Below are 14,334 nucleotides of genomic sequence, written 5' to 3'. Positions count from 1 at the left end.
GACGATGGTCAGTCTTCAGCCATCGTCAAGTCCGCTTACTCACCACCCCGAGCCAGATGCGCATACGCCGGCAGCGTCTGCAGACGGGTATCTTCAAGCGCCGTCCCGACGGTAAAGTGGTACATGCTCTGGATAGAAGCATCCTTGATGCCGAGCAGATCGTGCACCGCATTGTCGAAGTAACAGCCGATTCCGGTGCCGCGCACACCCGCCGCTTCAGCCTCCAGGTAGAGCACCTGTCCGAGTATCCCGGCTTCCCAGAATAGCTGGCGATAGACCCATGGCGTTGCAGTCAGCGTGGCGTCGTATTCGGCCAGCATGGCGACGCTGAATGCGCCATCGGCGGCGATATCTTGATGGCACGACAAGGCGCGTGCCGCGTTTCTGGCATCGGCCGCAACCAATCGGAACAGCGAGAAATGCGCCGGGCAGCCGGGTGTTTGCAGCCACTCGAATTCGGGGTTCAATTCCGCGCGCAACTTCGCTTCTATCCCTTCATTACGCAGAAAAAGATACAGCCCGGGCGCAACATCGTCGACGCGATGCACGAACAGCAACAAATGCACGCGCGGCGCCCATGCGATGGCGTCCCAGGGCGGTACCGCCTGGCGTGGCAAGGTCAGGTCCAGCATGCGGTAGAAAGCCTCGGCAGGTAATGTGGAGACACCGTCGAAGGCTTGCGCGCTGCGCCGCTGGCGGATGATTTCGACAGCAGTGTGACCCCACCCGCCAGCCACCGGCTCGGGCAACTCGGGGGCCTGCCAGGCGGCTTCCTGCGTTTCGGGTTTCGCGCTGGCAAGCGCCACCTCGTCAATCACCGGCCATTGGTGCGAATGGTGTGCAGCAAGCACATTGGCGTGCCCTTGCCATTGGCCGCGTCGGGCAGCATGTACCAGCGTGACGGCGTCGGGTTCGGCGGCGGCGCAACCCGGCGCTGACACCGTCACCAGCAACATCGCATCCGGCGATTCATGCTCGGCAGCATCAAAATCCTGGTCGCGATCTACGCCGAGGATCGCACCGATCTCCGCGTCGCTCCATGTGCTCAGCACCTGTACCTGCCAGCCCAGCGTCGCGGCGGCATAGCGCGCGGCAGCGATCGCGTGGCCGACGTCATGCTGGCAATAGCGAAACGCGCGCTCGCCGTATTTCCAGGCTTCGCGCCAGTGGATCGAAGACAGCCCCAGCAGAAAAGAAGCGGGCGGCAAAATTCGCTCACTGCCGTTGCTTGCCGTATCGAAGCGGCAGCGCTGCTCAAGCAGATGGTCGCGGCTCACATAATGATGCACGCCGTCCTCGACCCCCTCGCAGCCCGCGCTCACCAGGTACGCCTCGGTCGGGTGCAGATTGCCGCTGGACGGGTTGCAGCGCAGCGCCCAGCGCGTGTCATCGTATTGCTTCCAGGCGGAGAGACCGAAAGCAAGCTCAAACAGGGCGGCGATACTGTTCAACGTGAGCGCTTGCGGCGCGATCTTCCCCGGCGTGTACAGGTCGGCGTACGCTGGATATGACCCTGCAGCCAGCAAAGGCAGCGCCAGTAACGGACTGCCGGTAAAACGGCGAAAAGGATCGGGCTGGTTTTTCCAGTCCAGGCCGCCCGGCCCGGCGGCATAACGCTGGAAATGATGTTTGGTGCGCTGGTGGTAGGCCAGTACGGTATCAAGGGCGTTTTTCATGGTGTTTTAGTTTGGAAAAATCTAACCTGAAAAATAGTTGGTCACAGAGAGCCATCTTGACACGGCCATGACAATCCATCAGTCGAATCTGCGATATTCTGAACTTGCCGGGCGATACGCTCTCTGAAAGTTGTGTCAATTCATTGCATACAGGAGACTCAATGCACAAAACCCTACTTGCCCTGATTCTGGTATCCGCATTGCCGGTATCAACAGCCTATTCGGCAGAAAACGACATGCGACCCGGATTATGGGAAATCACCACGACCTCAGACCTGTTGAAGCTGGCGTCACAGATTCCGCCCGATCAAATGCAGATGTTAATGAATCTGGCCAAGCAGCATGGCGTAGATATACCACCCATACAGAATGGCGCGGCCACGTCCAATGTCTGCGTGACCCAGAAAATGGCTGACCAAAAAATCCCGCCCAGCTTTTATCAAAATAAATCCGGATGCACTGCCCAGAACCCCACGCATGTTGGAAATAAATACACTTGGGATTTCGTTTGTGCGAATCCCAGAGTGAACGGGACTGGAACCGCGCAAGCCGTTTTTGCAAACCCGGAGAGTTTCACCGGGCGAACCGAATTCGAAGGCGTTGCACAAGGCGCCCCGGTCAAGGAGCACGCCGATATCAGCGGCCGCTGGATGAGTGCGGATTGCGGAACAGTGAAGCCGCCGCAGTGAACGCCTTAGCGCTTTCGCAAGGGGTCGAGCAGCGCGGATAAACCGTTGTGGTCCAGTTCCTGCATCAGTGCCAACAGACGGCCGATTTCGCCGGGCGGAAAACCCACCCGGGCAAACCAGTTAAGGTACTGTCCGGGCAGATCGGCAATCAGGCGGCCTTTGTACTTGCCGTATGGCATGGCGAGCGTGACCAGGCGTTGTAAGTCTTCGGGGCTCATTGCTATCGGGATGAACGGAGTGAGTGAACGCGATCGAAGTGCGCTGCAACGGGCGTTTCCGAGCCTGGGCGGTCTGACGCGGGTACTTTCCCCACTCAGCTGCGTCCGGCTCTTTCGACGGCCCACACGGCGGCTTCGACGCGAGAGCGCAGATTGAGCTTTTTCAGCAGGTGCTTGACATGGACCTTGACCGTGCCTTCGGTGATGCCGAGTTCCCGTGCAATCAATTTGTTGCTCTTGCCGGTAGCGACCTGTTCCAGAATATTGGTTTCCTGCTCGGTAAGCCCGGCTTCCTGCGGCGTGTTGGGACGCGCCTCTTGCCGCAAGGCATGGGCTAGCATGCCGGTGAGGCCATCGGTCAGGGTCATGCGTCCCTGGGCACCGGTACGGATACTGGCCAGCAGGTCTTCCGGTTCCATGTCCTTCAACAGGTAGCCGTCGGCTCCGGCGCGCAACGCGGCGATCAGATCGTCCGAATGGTCCGACACGGTGAGCATGATGATGCGCCAGTCAGCATCCTTGGTTTTCAGTGCCTTCAACACCTCGATGCCGCTCATGTCCTTCAGGTTGAGGTCGAGCAATATCAAGTCCGGCTGCAGTGCACGGGCTTGTTCAATACCTTCCGTGCCGCTTGATGCCTCGCCGATGACGCGGAATTCCTCCGCCATGCCGATGAGCTGGATCACGCCTTTGCGAAACAGCGGGTGATCGTCGATGATCAATAACGAGAAATTTGTGACGGCGTTCATGTTGCAAATCCGTGCAGTTGTACTGGCGCCGGTTCGCTGCTGGTGGCCGGTTTGAAGCTCAGTGACACACGCGTCCCTCCTGTAGCACGATTTTCCGTTTCCAGTTTTCCTCCCAGGCTGCGCGCGCGTTCCTGCATGATGGCCATGCCGTAATGGTGCATGTCCGGAGTGCCATTGATGCCGATGCCGTCGTCTTCCACGGTGGCCGACAAGATGCCGTCGCTGTCAAAGCTCACCATTGCTTTGACTTGCCGGGCCCGGGCGTGATGCACAACATTGGACAGGGCTTCCCGAATGATCTGCAACACATGGATCTCCTCGTTGGCCGACAGCCGGCAGCCGGCAAGATGGACGTCGAGCTGAATCGGAATGTCTCCGCGCCTGGAAAATTCGGTAACCGTATCCTGCAGTGCGGCCGACAGCCCGGTGCCTTCGATTTTCAGGCGGAAGGTAGTAAGCAGCTCCCTGAGTTCGCGGTAGGCACTGTTGAGACCCTGGCGTAGCTCGGAAAGTATTTTTCCCGCCTCTACAGGCGGCGGCGTACCAAGCACGGACTGCAGGCGGCTCACCTGGATTTTCATGAAGGAGAGCGACTGGGCCAGTGAGTCATGCAGCTCGCGCGCGATGACGGCCCGTTCCTCGAGCAGAGAAACGCGCCGGCTTTGCTCGCTCTTGCGCGCCGTGCCGATGGCCGTGCCGATATGCCGGCACAAGGCTTCGAGCAGCTGCATTTGCCAGGCTTCAAGCGTGCGCCCTTTCTGGATCTGCAGCTGCAATACGCCGTGTTGCCGCTCGGCATCCATCAGGGGCAACGCCAGTATTGTATGCTGGCTGTCACCAGCGAGGCGTTGATGTATGACCGCGCCGCCCAGACACTCGGCACAATCGGATACCTGGCAAAGATCGACGTCGCCAGCCGCGGGGACGAACGTGGAAGCAAGCAGGGAGGCACGGTCTCTTTCCCCCTCTACCAGACATGCTGAACCGTGCCCGATGTCCAGCACGCTTTCAATATCCTTCAACAGGATCGCGTAGGTATCGCGGGCGACCGGGCCGTTATACAGCCGTGCAATGGAGTGGTACAGCAATTCCAGGGACTGGTTGCTGCGGCTCAATTCTGCGGTTTTTTCCGCGACGCGGATTTCAAGATTTCGGTACAGCCTGGACAATTCCGCAGCCATCCCGTTGAATGCGCTCCCCAGACGACCCAGTTCGTCCGGACCGGTGTGCTGGGTGCGGATGTCGAATTGGCCATGCCCGATCCGCCCTGCGAAATCGAGCAGATCCCGCAGCGGAACGAGCACCTCGGTATGCAGCATGTACATGCTGACAAAGATGACCACAATCGTGAAAAACAGCGAGACGCCGAGTATGGTGCGTTGCAGGGTGACCTTGGCATCCATGTTCTGGCTCAACTGCTTTACGAACTGGTCGACACCTCCCACGAAGCCATCTATTTTCCCCAGCAGCGCAAGGTTTCCGGCATGGCTGTGATCAGCCGTTGCGGCTCCGCGTCCTGCGCTTTTCAGGGCCGCGAGCATGGCAGGTTGAAGGTGCTGCTGCCAGTCATTGACCAGTGCCCGGTAATGAATCTGGGCCGCGCTGCCGGGATCGGCCGGTAACGCGCTCAACAGGCGGCCATCGCGCAGGGTCAGGTTGAAGTGTTGCAGTGCAGCCTGCGCCGCGCGTTTATCGTCAGGATTTTGGCGTTCCTGCGCCAGCAGTACCAGATTCCCGATGCGATGGCTTTGCATGCGCAGGGAGCCGGCCACGTCGATGGCCGCGCCGCCGCCTTGCATCGTCTCTGCAACGATGATGGAACTGGCCATGCCCAGTACGCTTAGCAGGGCGATGGCGGCCATGGCTATGCCCAGGCGCAACAACAAAGAGCGTTCAAACAGTTTCGTAGACATGGTTATGGTTCTCCTGCTTCGGCTGGGATGCTCACCGAGGTGAAAGCGTGCTGCACCAGGGGATAAAAAGGGTGGGAATAAGGTGTACCACCAAAAACGCCGCAGCGTTTCCACGCCTGCATTGCGGCGCAAAAAATACCAATCGCAGCAAAGGGTTAATCATGTTTTTCGTATACCTCTTTGGTGGTATGCGAGCGCTTTTTGACAGGATTTCGCGGATAGGCAGCCATACTTTCCGAGCCTAGACTGCGCTCAAGGTTAACAAGGATAGATCACCATCATGGGGCGCAAATAATGACGACACATACTCAAAAACAGGGCTTGGCCCTGGGCATGAGCACCCTGGCGTTTGCCTTCAACTTCGCCGTGTGGACCATGTTCTCCATTATCGGCATCAAAATCAAGAGCGAACTGGGATTGAACGAAACCGAATTCGGCGTGCTGGTGGCGACGCCGATATTAACCGGTTCACTCGTGCGGTTGCCGCTGGGAATCCTCAGCGATCGTTTCGGCGGACGTATCGTCTACCTGGTGCAGATGATCCTGGTCGCGGTCTCGACCTATGGACTCGCCTTCGCCACCCAGTACTGGCAGTACCTGGTGGTCGGGCTGTTCGTCGGGCTGGCGGGGGGCGCCTTCGCTATCGGCATCCAGTACACCTCGGCCTGGTTCAGCAAGCAACGCCAGGGCACCGTCATGGGCATTTTCGGCGCCGGCAATGCGGGCGCGGCGATTACCAACTTCGTCGCCCCCCTGATTGTGGTGGCCTGGGGCTGGCGCGCCGTCCCGCAAGTCTATTCCATCGCCATGCTGGTGATGGCGGTGGCGTTCTGGTTGCTGACCTCTACCGATCCGCGTCACGTGGAGCACAAGGCCGGCCGGCTCAAGCACATCACTCTTGCACAGCAGCTTGCCCCGCTCAAGGATGCCCGCGTGTGGCGCTTCGGGCTCGCTTACTTCTTCGTGTTCGGCGGGTTCGTGGCGCTCGCCCTGTGGCTGCCCAAATACTACATCACCGAATACGGCCTCGACCTCAAGAGCGCCGCATTGATCACCATGCTGTTCACCCTCCCTTCCGGCGCCATTCGTGCACTGGGCGGCTGGTTTTCAGACAAGCTGGGCGGCCGCACCGTGAACTGGTGGGTGCTGTGGATCTGTCTGGTGAGCCTGTTTTTCCTCTCCTACCCGCCAACCACCATGACCATTCACGGCATCAAGGGCGATGTCTCCCTGCACATTGGTCTCAATGTGTGGGTATTCACCGTTTTGATCTTCGTGGTGGGCATCGCCCAGGGGTTTGGCAAGGCCAGCGTGTACCGCTGCATCGCCGACTATTACCACGACAACATCGGCTCCGTCGGCGGCCTGGTCGGGGTGATCGGCGGCCTCGGTGGATTCAGCCTGCCGATTCTGTTCGGCGTGGCCGCGGACAGGATAGGCGTGCGCAGCAGTTGCTTCATGCTGCTCTATGGCCTGGTGGCAATCGTGATGATCTGGACCTATTACGCCGTCAAGGCGGAAAAAATGGCGGTGCTGGCGAACAAGGAGGGGCTGCGCGCCGCGATGATGAAAGAAGAGTTGATATGAGCGTGTCGGGAGCCCATGCAAAACGCGATGGCAACACTATCCTGCCAGCGCGAATGAACGGAAAAGGAGAAGCAAAATGGTCAGCACCGTATTGAAAACACATCCCAAGCACGAGGGCCATGTCATCGCCGACTGGCGTCCCGAAGACGCCGCTTTCTGGGCGGAAAAGGGCAAGCGCATTGCGACCCGCAACCTGTGGATATCGATTCCGGCACTGCTGCTCGCATTTGCCGTGTGGATGGTGTGGAGCGTGGCGGTGGTGAACTTGCCCAATATCGGGTTCAAGTTTGACGAGAACCAGCTGTTCTGGCTGGCGGCGTTGCCCGGTCTTTCCGGCGCCACGCTGAGGGTTTTCTACTCGTTCATGGTGCCGATTTTCGGCGGGCGCCGGTGGACTGCCATCAGCACTGCATCGCTGCTGATACCGGCACTCTGGATGGGCTTCGCGGTGCAGGATCCGCACACGCCGTACTCGGTGTTTTTGATCCTGGCGCTACTGGCCGGATTCGGTGGCGGCAACTTCGCATCCAGCATGTCCAATATCAGTTTCTTCTTCCCGAAAAGCCAGAAAGGTATGGCGTTGGGCCTGAACGCCGGCCTCGGCAACCTGGGGGTGAGCGTGGTGCAGTTCGTCGTACCGCTGGTGATTACGGCCGGCGTGTTCGGTGTCTTCGGCGGCGAACCGCAAACCTGGAGCAAGGGTGACGTCACCAAGACCATGTGGATACAGAATGCCGGCTTCATCTGGGTGCCGTTCATCATTGCTTCCACGCTCGCTGCCTGGTTCGGCATGAACGATCTGGCGACGGCGCGCGCCTCGTTTCGCGAGCAGGCGGTTATTTTCAAACGCAAGCACATGTGGCTGATGAGCTGGCTGTATGTCGGCACGTTCGGTTCTTTCATCGGGTTTTCCGCTGGTCTGCCGCTATTGACCAAGCTGCAGTTCCCTGACGTGGACCCGACCCAGTACGCTTTCCTGGGCCCTCTGGTCGGCGCCTTGTTCCGCCCCCTGGGCGGATGGATATCGGACAAGCTGGGCGGCGCGCGCGTGACCTTCTGGACGTTCGTGGTCATGGCGGCGGCTGTGGTGGGGGTGCTCTACTTCCTCGGCATACGCACCCAGCCCGGCGCGTTCTGGGGTTTCCTGGCGATGTTCATGGTGTTGTTTCTCAGCACCGGCATCGGCAATGGTTCGACCTTCCGCATGATTCCGGCGATCTGCCTGAGCATGTATCTGCGCGAAGCCGAGATCCACGGCGAGGATGCCGTCGAGTCGGTAGCGGTGAAGGAGTCCGGCATGCGTTCGGCAGCGGTATTGGGGTTTAGCTCCGCCATCGCGGCCTACGGCGCGTTCTTCATTCCGAAGAGCTTCGGCTCCTCCATCGCGCTGACCGGCGGACCGGAGGCCGCGTTGTATTTATTCATCGGTTTCTACCTGAGCTGCATCGCCGTCACCTGGTGGTATTACTCACGCAAAAATGCGCCCGTCCCTTGCTGAATCAAGGGTATGGCGGCCGGATATAACATTAGGAGCAAATAAATGAGCCATTTCATCGACAGGTTGAGTTTCTTCAAGAAGAACGTTGCAAACTTCTCCGGCGATCACGGTGTCGTGACCCAGGAAGACCGGACCTGGGAAAACGGTTATCGCCAGCGCTGGCAGCACGACAAGATCGTGCGCTCCACCCACGGGGTGAACTGCACCGGATCGTGCAGCTGGAAAATCTACGTAAAGAATGGCCTGATCACCTGGGAAACCCAACAGACCGACTACCCGCGTACCCGTCCGGATCTGCCCAACCACGAGCCGCGCGGCTGCCCCCGCGGCGCCAGCTATTCCTGGTATGTGTATAGCGCGCAGCGCGTGAAGTACCCGATGATCCGCGGCCGGCTGATGGAGCTGTGGCGCGAAGCCCGCAAGACCATGGAGCCGGTGCAAGCCTGGCAGGCCATCAGCCAGAATCCGGAAACCGCAAAGCGCTACAAATCGGTGCGCGGGCAGGGCGGTTTCGTGCGCGCCAAGTGGGATGAAGTCACCGAAATGATTGCCGCGGCCAACGTGTCCACCATCAAGGACTTCGGCCCTGACCGGATCATCGGGTTCTCGCCGATCCCGGCGATGTCGATGGTGAGCTATGCCGCCGGGTCGCGTTACCTGTCCCTGATCGGCGGTGTTCCCTTGTCCTTTTATGACTGGTACTGCGATCTGCCGCCGGCTTCGCCACAGGTATGGGGCGAGCAGACCGACGTGCCCGAGTCGGCCGACTGGTACAACTCCACCTACCTGATGGTGTGGGGTTCCAACATCCCGCAGACGCGTACGCCGGATGCGCATTTCTTCACCGAGGTGCGTTACAAGGGCACCAAAACCGTCGCCGTCTCCAGCGACTATGGCGAGATGGTGAAATTCGGCGATATCTGGCTGGCGCCCAAGCAGGGGACGGACGCAGCCCTGGCCATGGCCATGGGGCATGTCATTCTCAAAGAATTTCATCTGGACAAAAAAAGCGCGTATTTCGATGGCTACTGTCGCCAGTTCACCGACATGCCGATGCTGGTGATGCTGAAGGAGCATAACGGCACGCTGGTGCCGGACCGGTTCCTGCGCGCGTCCGATCTGGATGGCAAGCTCGGGCAGGAAAACAATCCCGACTGGAAAACCATCGTGATCGATGAAAATACCGGTTATCTGGTCGCGCCCAACGGCTCGATCGGTTTCCGCTGGGGGCAAAGCGGCATGTGGAATCTGGAAATGCGCGATGCCGGATCCGGCCAGGAAATCAAACCCAGGCTCAGCCTGATAGATGTCAAGGATGCCGTTGTTGGTATCGGCTTCCCCTATTTTGGCGGCACCGACGCCGATGATGTGCAGGTGCGCAATGTGCCGGTCAAGACCATCCGTGTTCAGGATGGCGAAGTCAAGGTGGCGACGGTTTACGACCTGTTGCTCGCCAATTACGGCCTGGATCGCGGGCTGGGCGGCGGCAATGTGGCCACCAGCTATGACGACATGGCACCGTACACCCCGGCCTGGGGTGAAAAGCATACCGGCGTGAAACGCGCCGACATCATCACCGTGGCGCGCGAATTCGCCGACAACGCAGACAAGACCCACGGCAAATCCATGGTGATCGTCGGTGCCGGGCTGAACCACTGGTATCACATGGACATGATTTACCGCGGCATCATCAACATGCTGGTGATGTGCGGTTGCGTCGGGCAGTCCGGCGGCGGCTGGGCGCACTACGTGGGGCAGGAAAAACTGCGCCCGCAAACCGGCTGGACGCCGCTGGCCTTTGCGCTGGACTGGCATCGTCCGTCGCGGCAGATGAACGGCACTTCGTTCTTTTACGCGCATACCAGCCAATGGCGGCATGAGAAGCTGGATACCAGCGAAATTCTGTCGCCCACCGGCGATGCCAGCGCTGCAGACTACCGCCTGATTGACTTCAACGTGAAGTCCGAGCGCATGGGCTGGCTGCCGTCAGCACCCCAGTTGCAGACCAACCCGATCGATGTGGTTAAGGCCGCGGAAGCCGCAGGTATTGATCCGGTCAAATACGCAACGGAGCAACTCAAGAACGGCACGCTGAAAATGTCCTGCGAAGACCCGGACAATCCCAAGAATTTCCCGCGCAATATGTTCGTGTGGCGCTCCAACATTCTGGGTTCCAGCGGCAAAGGCCACGAGTACTTCCTGAAGTACCTGCTGGGTACGCAGAATGCAGTATTCGGCCCGGATCTGGGGGAACTGGGCGAAGCCAAGCCCAGGGAAGTGGTGTGGCATGACAAGGGCGCGGAAGGCAAGCTGGACCTGCTGGTGACGCTGGATTTCCGCATGTCCACCACCTGCCTGTATTCCGATATCGTGCTGCCGACCGCCACCTGGTACGAGAAGGACGACCTGAATACGTCGGACATGCATCCCTTCATCCACCCGCTGTCCGAAGCCGTTCAACCGTTGTGGCAAAGCAAGTCCGACTGGGAAATCTACAAGGCCATCGCGAAAAAGTTCAGCGAACTCTCTGCCACGCATCTGGGCACCCGGAAGGATCTGGTGCTGACCCCGCTGATGCACGATACCCCGAGCGAACTCGGGCAGGCGATGGGGGTGAAGGACTGGAAGAAGGGCGAATGCGACGCCATCCCTGGCAAGACCATGCCCAACATGACGGTGGTGACGCGCGATTACGCTGACACGTACAAGAAATTCACTTCGGTGGGTCCGCTCCTGAGCAAGGTCGGCAACGGCGGCAAGGGGATTTCCTGGAACACCGAAAGCGAAGTGCAGCAACTGGCCGAGCTGAATCACACGGTACAGGAAGAAGGCATCAGCAAGGGCTTGCCGCGTATCGATTCAGCCATCGATGCGTGCGAAATGATCCTGATGCTGGCGCCGGAAACCAATGGCCAGGTGGCGGTGAAGGCGTGGGAAGCGCTGTCCAAAATCACCGGACGCGACCACACCCATCTGGCCATCCCGCGCGAAGACGACAAGATCCGTTTCCGCGACGTGCAGGCACAGCCGCGCAAGATCATCTCCTCGCCTACCTGGAGCGGGCTGGAGTCGGAGCATGTGAGCTACAACGCCTGCTACACCAATGTCCACGAATTCATCCCCTGGCGTACCCTGACCGGGCGCCAGCAGTTCTACCAGGACCACAAATGGATGCTGGATTTCGGCGAAGGGCTATGCGTATACAAACCGCCGATCGACACCAAGACCGTCAAGCCGGTAATCGACAAGATGGGCAACGGCAACACCCAGCTGGTGTTGAACTGGATCACGCCGCACCAGAAATGGGGCATCCACAGCACCTATACGGACAACCTGCGCATGCTGACACTGTCGCGCGGCGGTCCACACGTCTGGATCTCCGAACCGGAGGCGAAGGAAGCCGGGATTGTGGATAACGACTGGATCGAGGTCTACAACGTGAATGGCACCCTGACTGCCCGCGCCGTGGTCAGCCAGCGCGTGCCGCGCGGCATGGCGCTGATGTATCACGCACAGGAAAAAATCATCAATGTGCCGGGTGCGGAAACCAGCGGCTATCGCGGTGGCATCCATAACAGCGTGACGCGCACGGTCACCAAGCCGACCCACATGATCGGCGGCTATGCACAGCTCTCCTATGGGTTCAATTATTACGGGACGGTCGGCTCCAACCGGGACGAATACGTGATCGTACGCAAAATGAAAAAAGTGGACTGGCTGGAAGGCCCGCTCGATGAAAACAAGGAGGCTGCAAAATGAAAATCCGTGCCCAAGTGGCCATGGTCCTTAATCTGGACAAATGCATCGGCTGCCATACCTGCTCCGTCACCTGCAAGAACGTGTGGACCTCGCGCGACGGCATGGAATACGTCTGGTTCAACAACGTGGAAACCAAACCCGGCATCGGCTATCCGAAACAGTGGGAAAACCAGGATATCTGGAACGGCGGCTGGAAGCGCAACGGCAATGGCAAGATCGAGCCGCGCCAGGGAGCCAAGTGGCGCATCCTGGCCAATATCTTCGGCAACCCGAACCTGCCCGAGATTGACGACTACTACGAGCCGTTCACCTACGATTACGAACATCTGCAGAACGCCAAGCTTTCGGAAACCCCGCCCACTGCGCGCCCTGTGTCGGTGATCACCGGCAAGAAAATGGACAAGATCGAATGGGGTCCAAACTGGGAGGACGACCTGGGCGGTGAGTTCTCCTCGCGCAGTCGCGACAAGTGCTTCGACGATGTGCAGAAGGAAATGTACTCGACCTTCGAGAACACTTTCATGATGTACCTGCCGCGCTTGTGCGAGCACTGCCTGAACCCGACCTGCGTCGCGTCCTGTCCTTCCGGTTCCATCTACAAGCGCGAAGAAGACGGCATCGTGCTGGTGGACCAGGACAAATGCCGCGGCTGGCGCATGTGCATCAGCGGGTGCCCGTACAAGAAAATTTACTACAACTGGAAATCCGGCAAGGCAGAAAAATGCATCTTCTGCTACCCGCGCATCGAGGCCGGCCAGCCCACCGTTTGCTCGGAAACCTGCGTGGGCCGGATTCGCTATCTGGGCGTGCTGCTGTATGACGCTGACCAGATCGAGCAAGCCGCCAGTGTGGCCGACGAACAGGATTTATACGAGGCGCAATTGAAGCTGTTCCTCGACCCGAATGACCCCAAAGTCATCGCGCAGGCGCGTGCCGACGGCGTGCCCGAGGCCTGGCTGGACGCCGCGCGCAAATCGCCGGTTTATAAAATGGCCATCGACTGGAAAATCGCGTTCCCCTTGCACCCCGAATACCGGACCTTGCCGATGGTCTGGTACGTGCCACCCCTCTCGCCGATCCAGTCTGCGGCAGAAAGCGGCGCTATGGGCATGAACGGCATCATCCCGGATACCAAATCCCTGCGCATACCGGTCAAATACCTGGCCAATCTGCTCACCGCCGGCAAGGAAGCGCCCATCGTCACCGCGCTGGATCGCATGCTGGCAATGCGTGCCTACATGCGCGGCAAATCGGTCGAAGGCGTGGCCAATACCGCAGTGCTCAAGCAGGTCGGTCTGACCGAGAGCCAGGTCGAGGAAATGTATCGCTACATGGCCATCGCCAATTACGAAGACCGGTTTGTCATCCCGAGCGGCCATCGCGAGGAAGTGGTCGACAGCTTCGATGAGAAAGGCAGTTGCGGCTTTTCGTTCGGCAATGCGTGCTCGGACGGCGTATCTGAAACCAGTCTGTTCGGTACCAAGAAAAAAGGTTCGATGATCTTCGTCGATATGCCGAAATCGCGGAAGAAAATAGTGGAAGGGGCCTGATCATGAAAACATTCAAAGTGCTTTCGTTGTTGTTGAGTTACCCCCAGGCCGAATGGGTGGACGAACTGGATCTGATGGAATCATTGCTGGCGGACGAACAGGAGCAGAACGGCGCGGCGCAGGCGCAGCTGGCTGATCTGTTCCAGGCGCTGCGTGAACAGACCCTGCTTGAGGCGGAACAAACCTACGTGGGCACGTTCGACCGCAATCCGTCGCATTCTCTGCATCTGTTCGAGCATATCCATGGCGAGTCGCGCGACCGCGGTTCGGCGATGGTCAACCTGATCGAGGAATACCGCAAACACGGGCTGGATATGGATGCGGATGAGTTGCCGGACTATGTGCCGCTGTTTCTGGAATATCTCTCCCAGCTTCCGGATCAGGACGCACTGAACATGCTGGGCGAAGCGGTGGACGTGCTGGCGCTGATCGGGCGCAAGCTGAACGGCAACCATAGTCCGTACCACAACGTATTTGCCGTGCTGGAAGGCATGTCGCCGGTGGCGGCGCAGGCTTTGCCCGATGTGCCGGTGCGCGAGATGGAAGAAACCATCATCCAGTTCGGCCCGTCAGCCGACGGCACCGATCCGCTGCTGGTGCCCAAACCGCAAACGGCTTATGTGCGCATGCCGGAATCCCGCAAGGCGGCCGCTGCCGCCGGCGGCGCAATCTGACCTACCTTTAAGGAGACCAAG

At 59.3% G+C, this 14,334-nt stretch carries 10 protein-coding genes; 6 read left to right on the top strand and 4 right to left on the bottom strand.

Annotated features, from left to right (window positions below):
- Positions 1 to 35: 35 nt before the first annotated feature.
- A complete protein-coding gene (locus ACFDAU_RS16130) occupies positions 36 to 1,676 on the bottom strand; it encodes a SagB family peptide dehydrogenase (RefSeq protein WP_413437924.1) in 1,641 nt (546 codons plus the stop codon).
- Between the two features lie 161 nt (positions 1,677 to 1,837).
- On the opposite strand from ACFDAU_RS16130, the gene ACFDAU_RS16125 reads away from it, so the two are divergent.
- Complete coding sequence (locus ACFDAU_RS16125; RefSeq protein WP_413437923.1) at positions 1,838 to 2,365, top strand: DUF3617 domain-containing protein; 528 nt, start codon at positions 1,838 to 1,840, stop codon at positions 2,363 to 2,365.
- Positions 2,366 to 2,370: 5 nt separating this feature from the next.
- Here ACFDAU_RS16125 and ACFDAU_RS16120 read toward each other — a convergent pair whose 3' ends face one another.
- From ACFDAU_RS16120 to ACFDAU_RS16110, 3 genes are all read right to left on the bottom strand, one after another.
- The gene (locus tag ACFDAU_RS16120) at positions 2,371 to 2,583 is read right to left on the bottom strand and encodes a DUF3820 family protein (protein ID WP_413437922.1); all 213 of its coding nucleotides are present in this window, start codon (positions 2,581 to 2,583) and stop codon (positions 2,371 to 2,373) included.
- A gap of 95 nt (positions 2,584 to 2,678) precedes the next feature.
- Positions 2,679 to 3,332 (bottom strand): two-component system response regulator NarL, encoded by a 654-nt coding sequence (gene narL, locus ACFDAU_RS16115; RefSeq protein WP_413437921.1) that lies wholly within the window; start codon positions 3,330 to 3,332, stop codon positions 2,679 to 2,681.
- Positions 3,329 to 5,245: a histidine kinase gene (locus ACFDAU_RS16110; RefSeq protein ID WP_413437920.1), complete on the bottom strand. Its 1,917-nt coding sequence runs from the start codon at positions 5,243 to 5,245 to the stop codon at positions 3,329 to 3,331. Before ACFDAU_RS16110 ends, narL begins: the two co-directional genes overlap by 4 nt.
- Before the next feature lie 294 nt (positions 5,246 to 5,539).
- Between ACFDAU_RS16110 and ACFDAU_RS16105 the strand changes: the two genes are divergently transcribed.
- The 5 genes from ACFDAU_RS16105 (at position 5,540) to narJ (ending at position 14,313) form a co-directional block, all read left to right on the top strand.
- Positions 5,540 to 6,832: a nitrate/nitrite transporter gene (locus tag ACFDAU_RS16105; protein ID WP_413437919.1), complete on the top strand. Its 1,293-nt coding sequence runs from the start codon at positions 5,540 to 5,542 to the stop codon at positions 6,830 to 6,832.
- A gap of 76 nt (positions 6,833 to 6,908) precedes the next feature.
- Positions 6,909 to 8,330 carry a NarK family nitrate/nitrite MFS transporter gene (locus tag ACFDAU_RS16100; RefSeq protein ID WP_413437918.1) on the top strand — a complete coding sequence of 474 codons (1,422 nt, stop codon included), beginning with the start codon at positions 6,909 to 6,911 and terminating at the stop codon, positions 8,328 to 8,330.
- Positions 8,331 to 8,372: 42 nt separating this feature from the next.
- Positions 8,373 to 12,089 (top strand): nitrate reductase subunit alpha, encoded by a 3,717-nt coding sequence (locus ACFDAU_RS16095; RefSeq protein WP_413437917.1) that lies wholly within the window; start codon positions 8,373 to 8,375, stop codon positions 12,087 to 12,089.
- Positions 12,086 to 13,639 carry a nitrate reductase subunit beta gene (gene narH, locus ACFDAU_RS16090; RefSeq protein ID WP_413437916.1) on the top strand — a complete coding sequence of 518 codons (1,554 nt, stop codon included), beginning with the start codon at positions 12,086 to 12,088 and terminating at the stop codon, positions 13,637 to 13,639. Before ACFDAU_RS16095 ends, narH begins: the two co-directional genes overlap by 4 nt.
- Before the next feature lie 2 nt (positions 13,640 to 13,641).
- Positions 13,642 to 14,313, top strand: coding sequence for a nitrate reductase molybdenum cofactor assembly chaperone (gene narJ, locus ACFDAU_RS16085; RefSeq protein WP_413437915.1), 672 nt, complete (start codon positions 13,642 to 13,644; stop codon positions 14,311 to 14,313).
- The last annotated feature ends 21 nt before the right edge of the window (positions 14,314 to 14,334 follow it).

Source organism: Sulfuriferula sp. GW1 (genome assembly GCF_047300855.1).
In the GTDB taxonomy this organism is placed as follows: domain Bacteria; phylum Pseudomonadota; class Gammaproteobacteria; order Burkholderiales; family Sulfuriferulaceae; genus Sulfuriferula.
Note: the sequence above shows the minus strand (reverse complement) of the source record. Positions and strands in the feature narration are given on the sequence as shown.

What these genes read in the sequence shown, in the direction of transcription:
- narH (WP_413437916.1), top strand. Translation starts at nt 12,086, where the DNA reads ATGAAAATCCGTGCCCAAGTGGCCATGGTCCTTAATCTGGACAAATGC.
- ACFDAU_RS16110 (WP_413437920.1), bottom strand. Translation starts at nt 5,245, where the DNA reads ATGTCTACGAAACTGTTTGAACGCTCTTTGTTGTTGCGCCTGGGCATA.
- ACFDAU_RS16100 (WP_413437918.1), top strand. Translation starts at nt 6,909, where the DNA reads ATGGTCAGCACCGTATTGAAAACACATCCCAAGCACGAGGGCCATGTC.
- narJ (WP_413437915.1), top strand. Translation starts at nt 13,642, where the DNA reads ATGAAAACATTCAAAGTGCTTTCGTTGTTGTTGAGTTACCCCCAGGCC.
- ACFDAU_RS16105 (WP_413437919.1), top strand. Translation starts at nt 5,540, where the DNA reads ATGACGACACATACTCAAAAACAGGGCTTGGCCCTGGGCATGAGCACC.
- narL (WP_413437921.1), bottom strand. Translation starts at nt 3,332, where the DNA reads ATGAACGCCGTCACAAATTTCTCGTTATTGATCATCGACGATCACCCG.
- ACFDAU_RS16130 (WP_413437924.1), bottom strand. Translation starts at nt 1,676, where the DNA reads ATGAAAAACGCCCTTGATACCGTACTGGCCTACCACCAGCGCACCAAA.
- ACFDAU_RS16120 (WP_413437922.1), bottom strand. Translation starts at nt 2,583, where the DNA reads ATGAGCCCCGAAGACTTACAACGCCTGGTCACGCTCGCCATGCCATAC.
- ACFDAU_RS16125 (WP_413437923.1), top strand. Translation starts at nt 1,838, where the DNA reads ATGCACAAAACCCTACTTGCCCTGATTCTGGTATCCGCATTGCCGGTA.
- ACFDAU_RS16095 (WP_413437917.1), top strand. Translation starts at nt 8,373, where the DNA reads ATGAGCCATTTCATCGACAGGTTGAGTTTCTTCAAGAAGAACGTTGCA.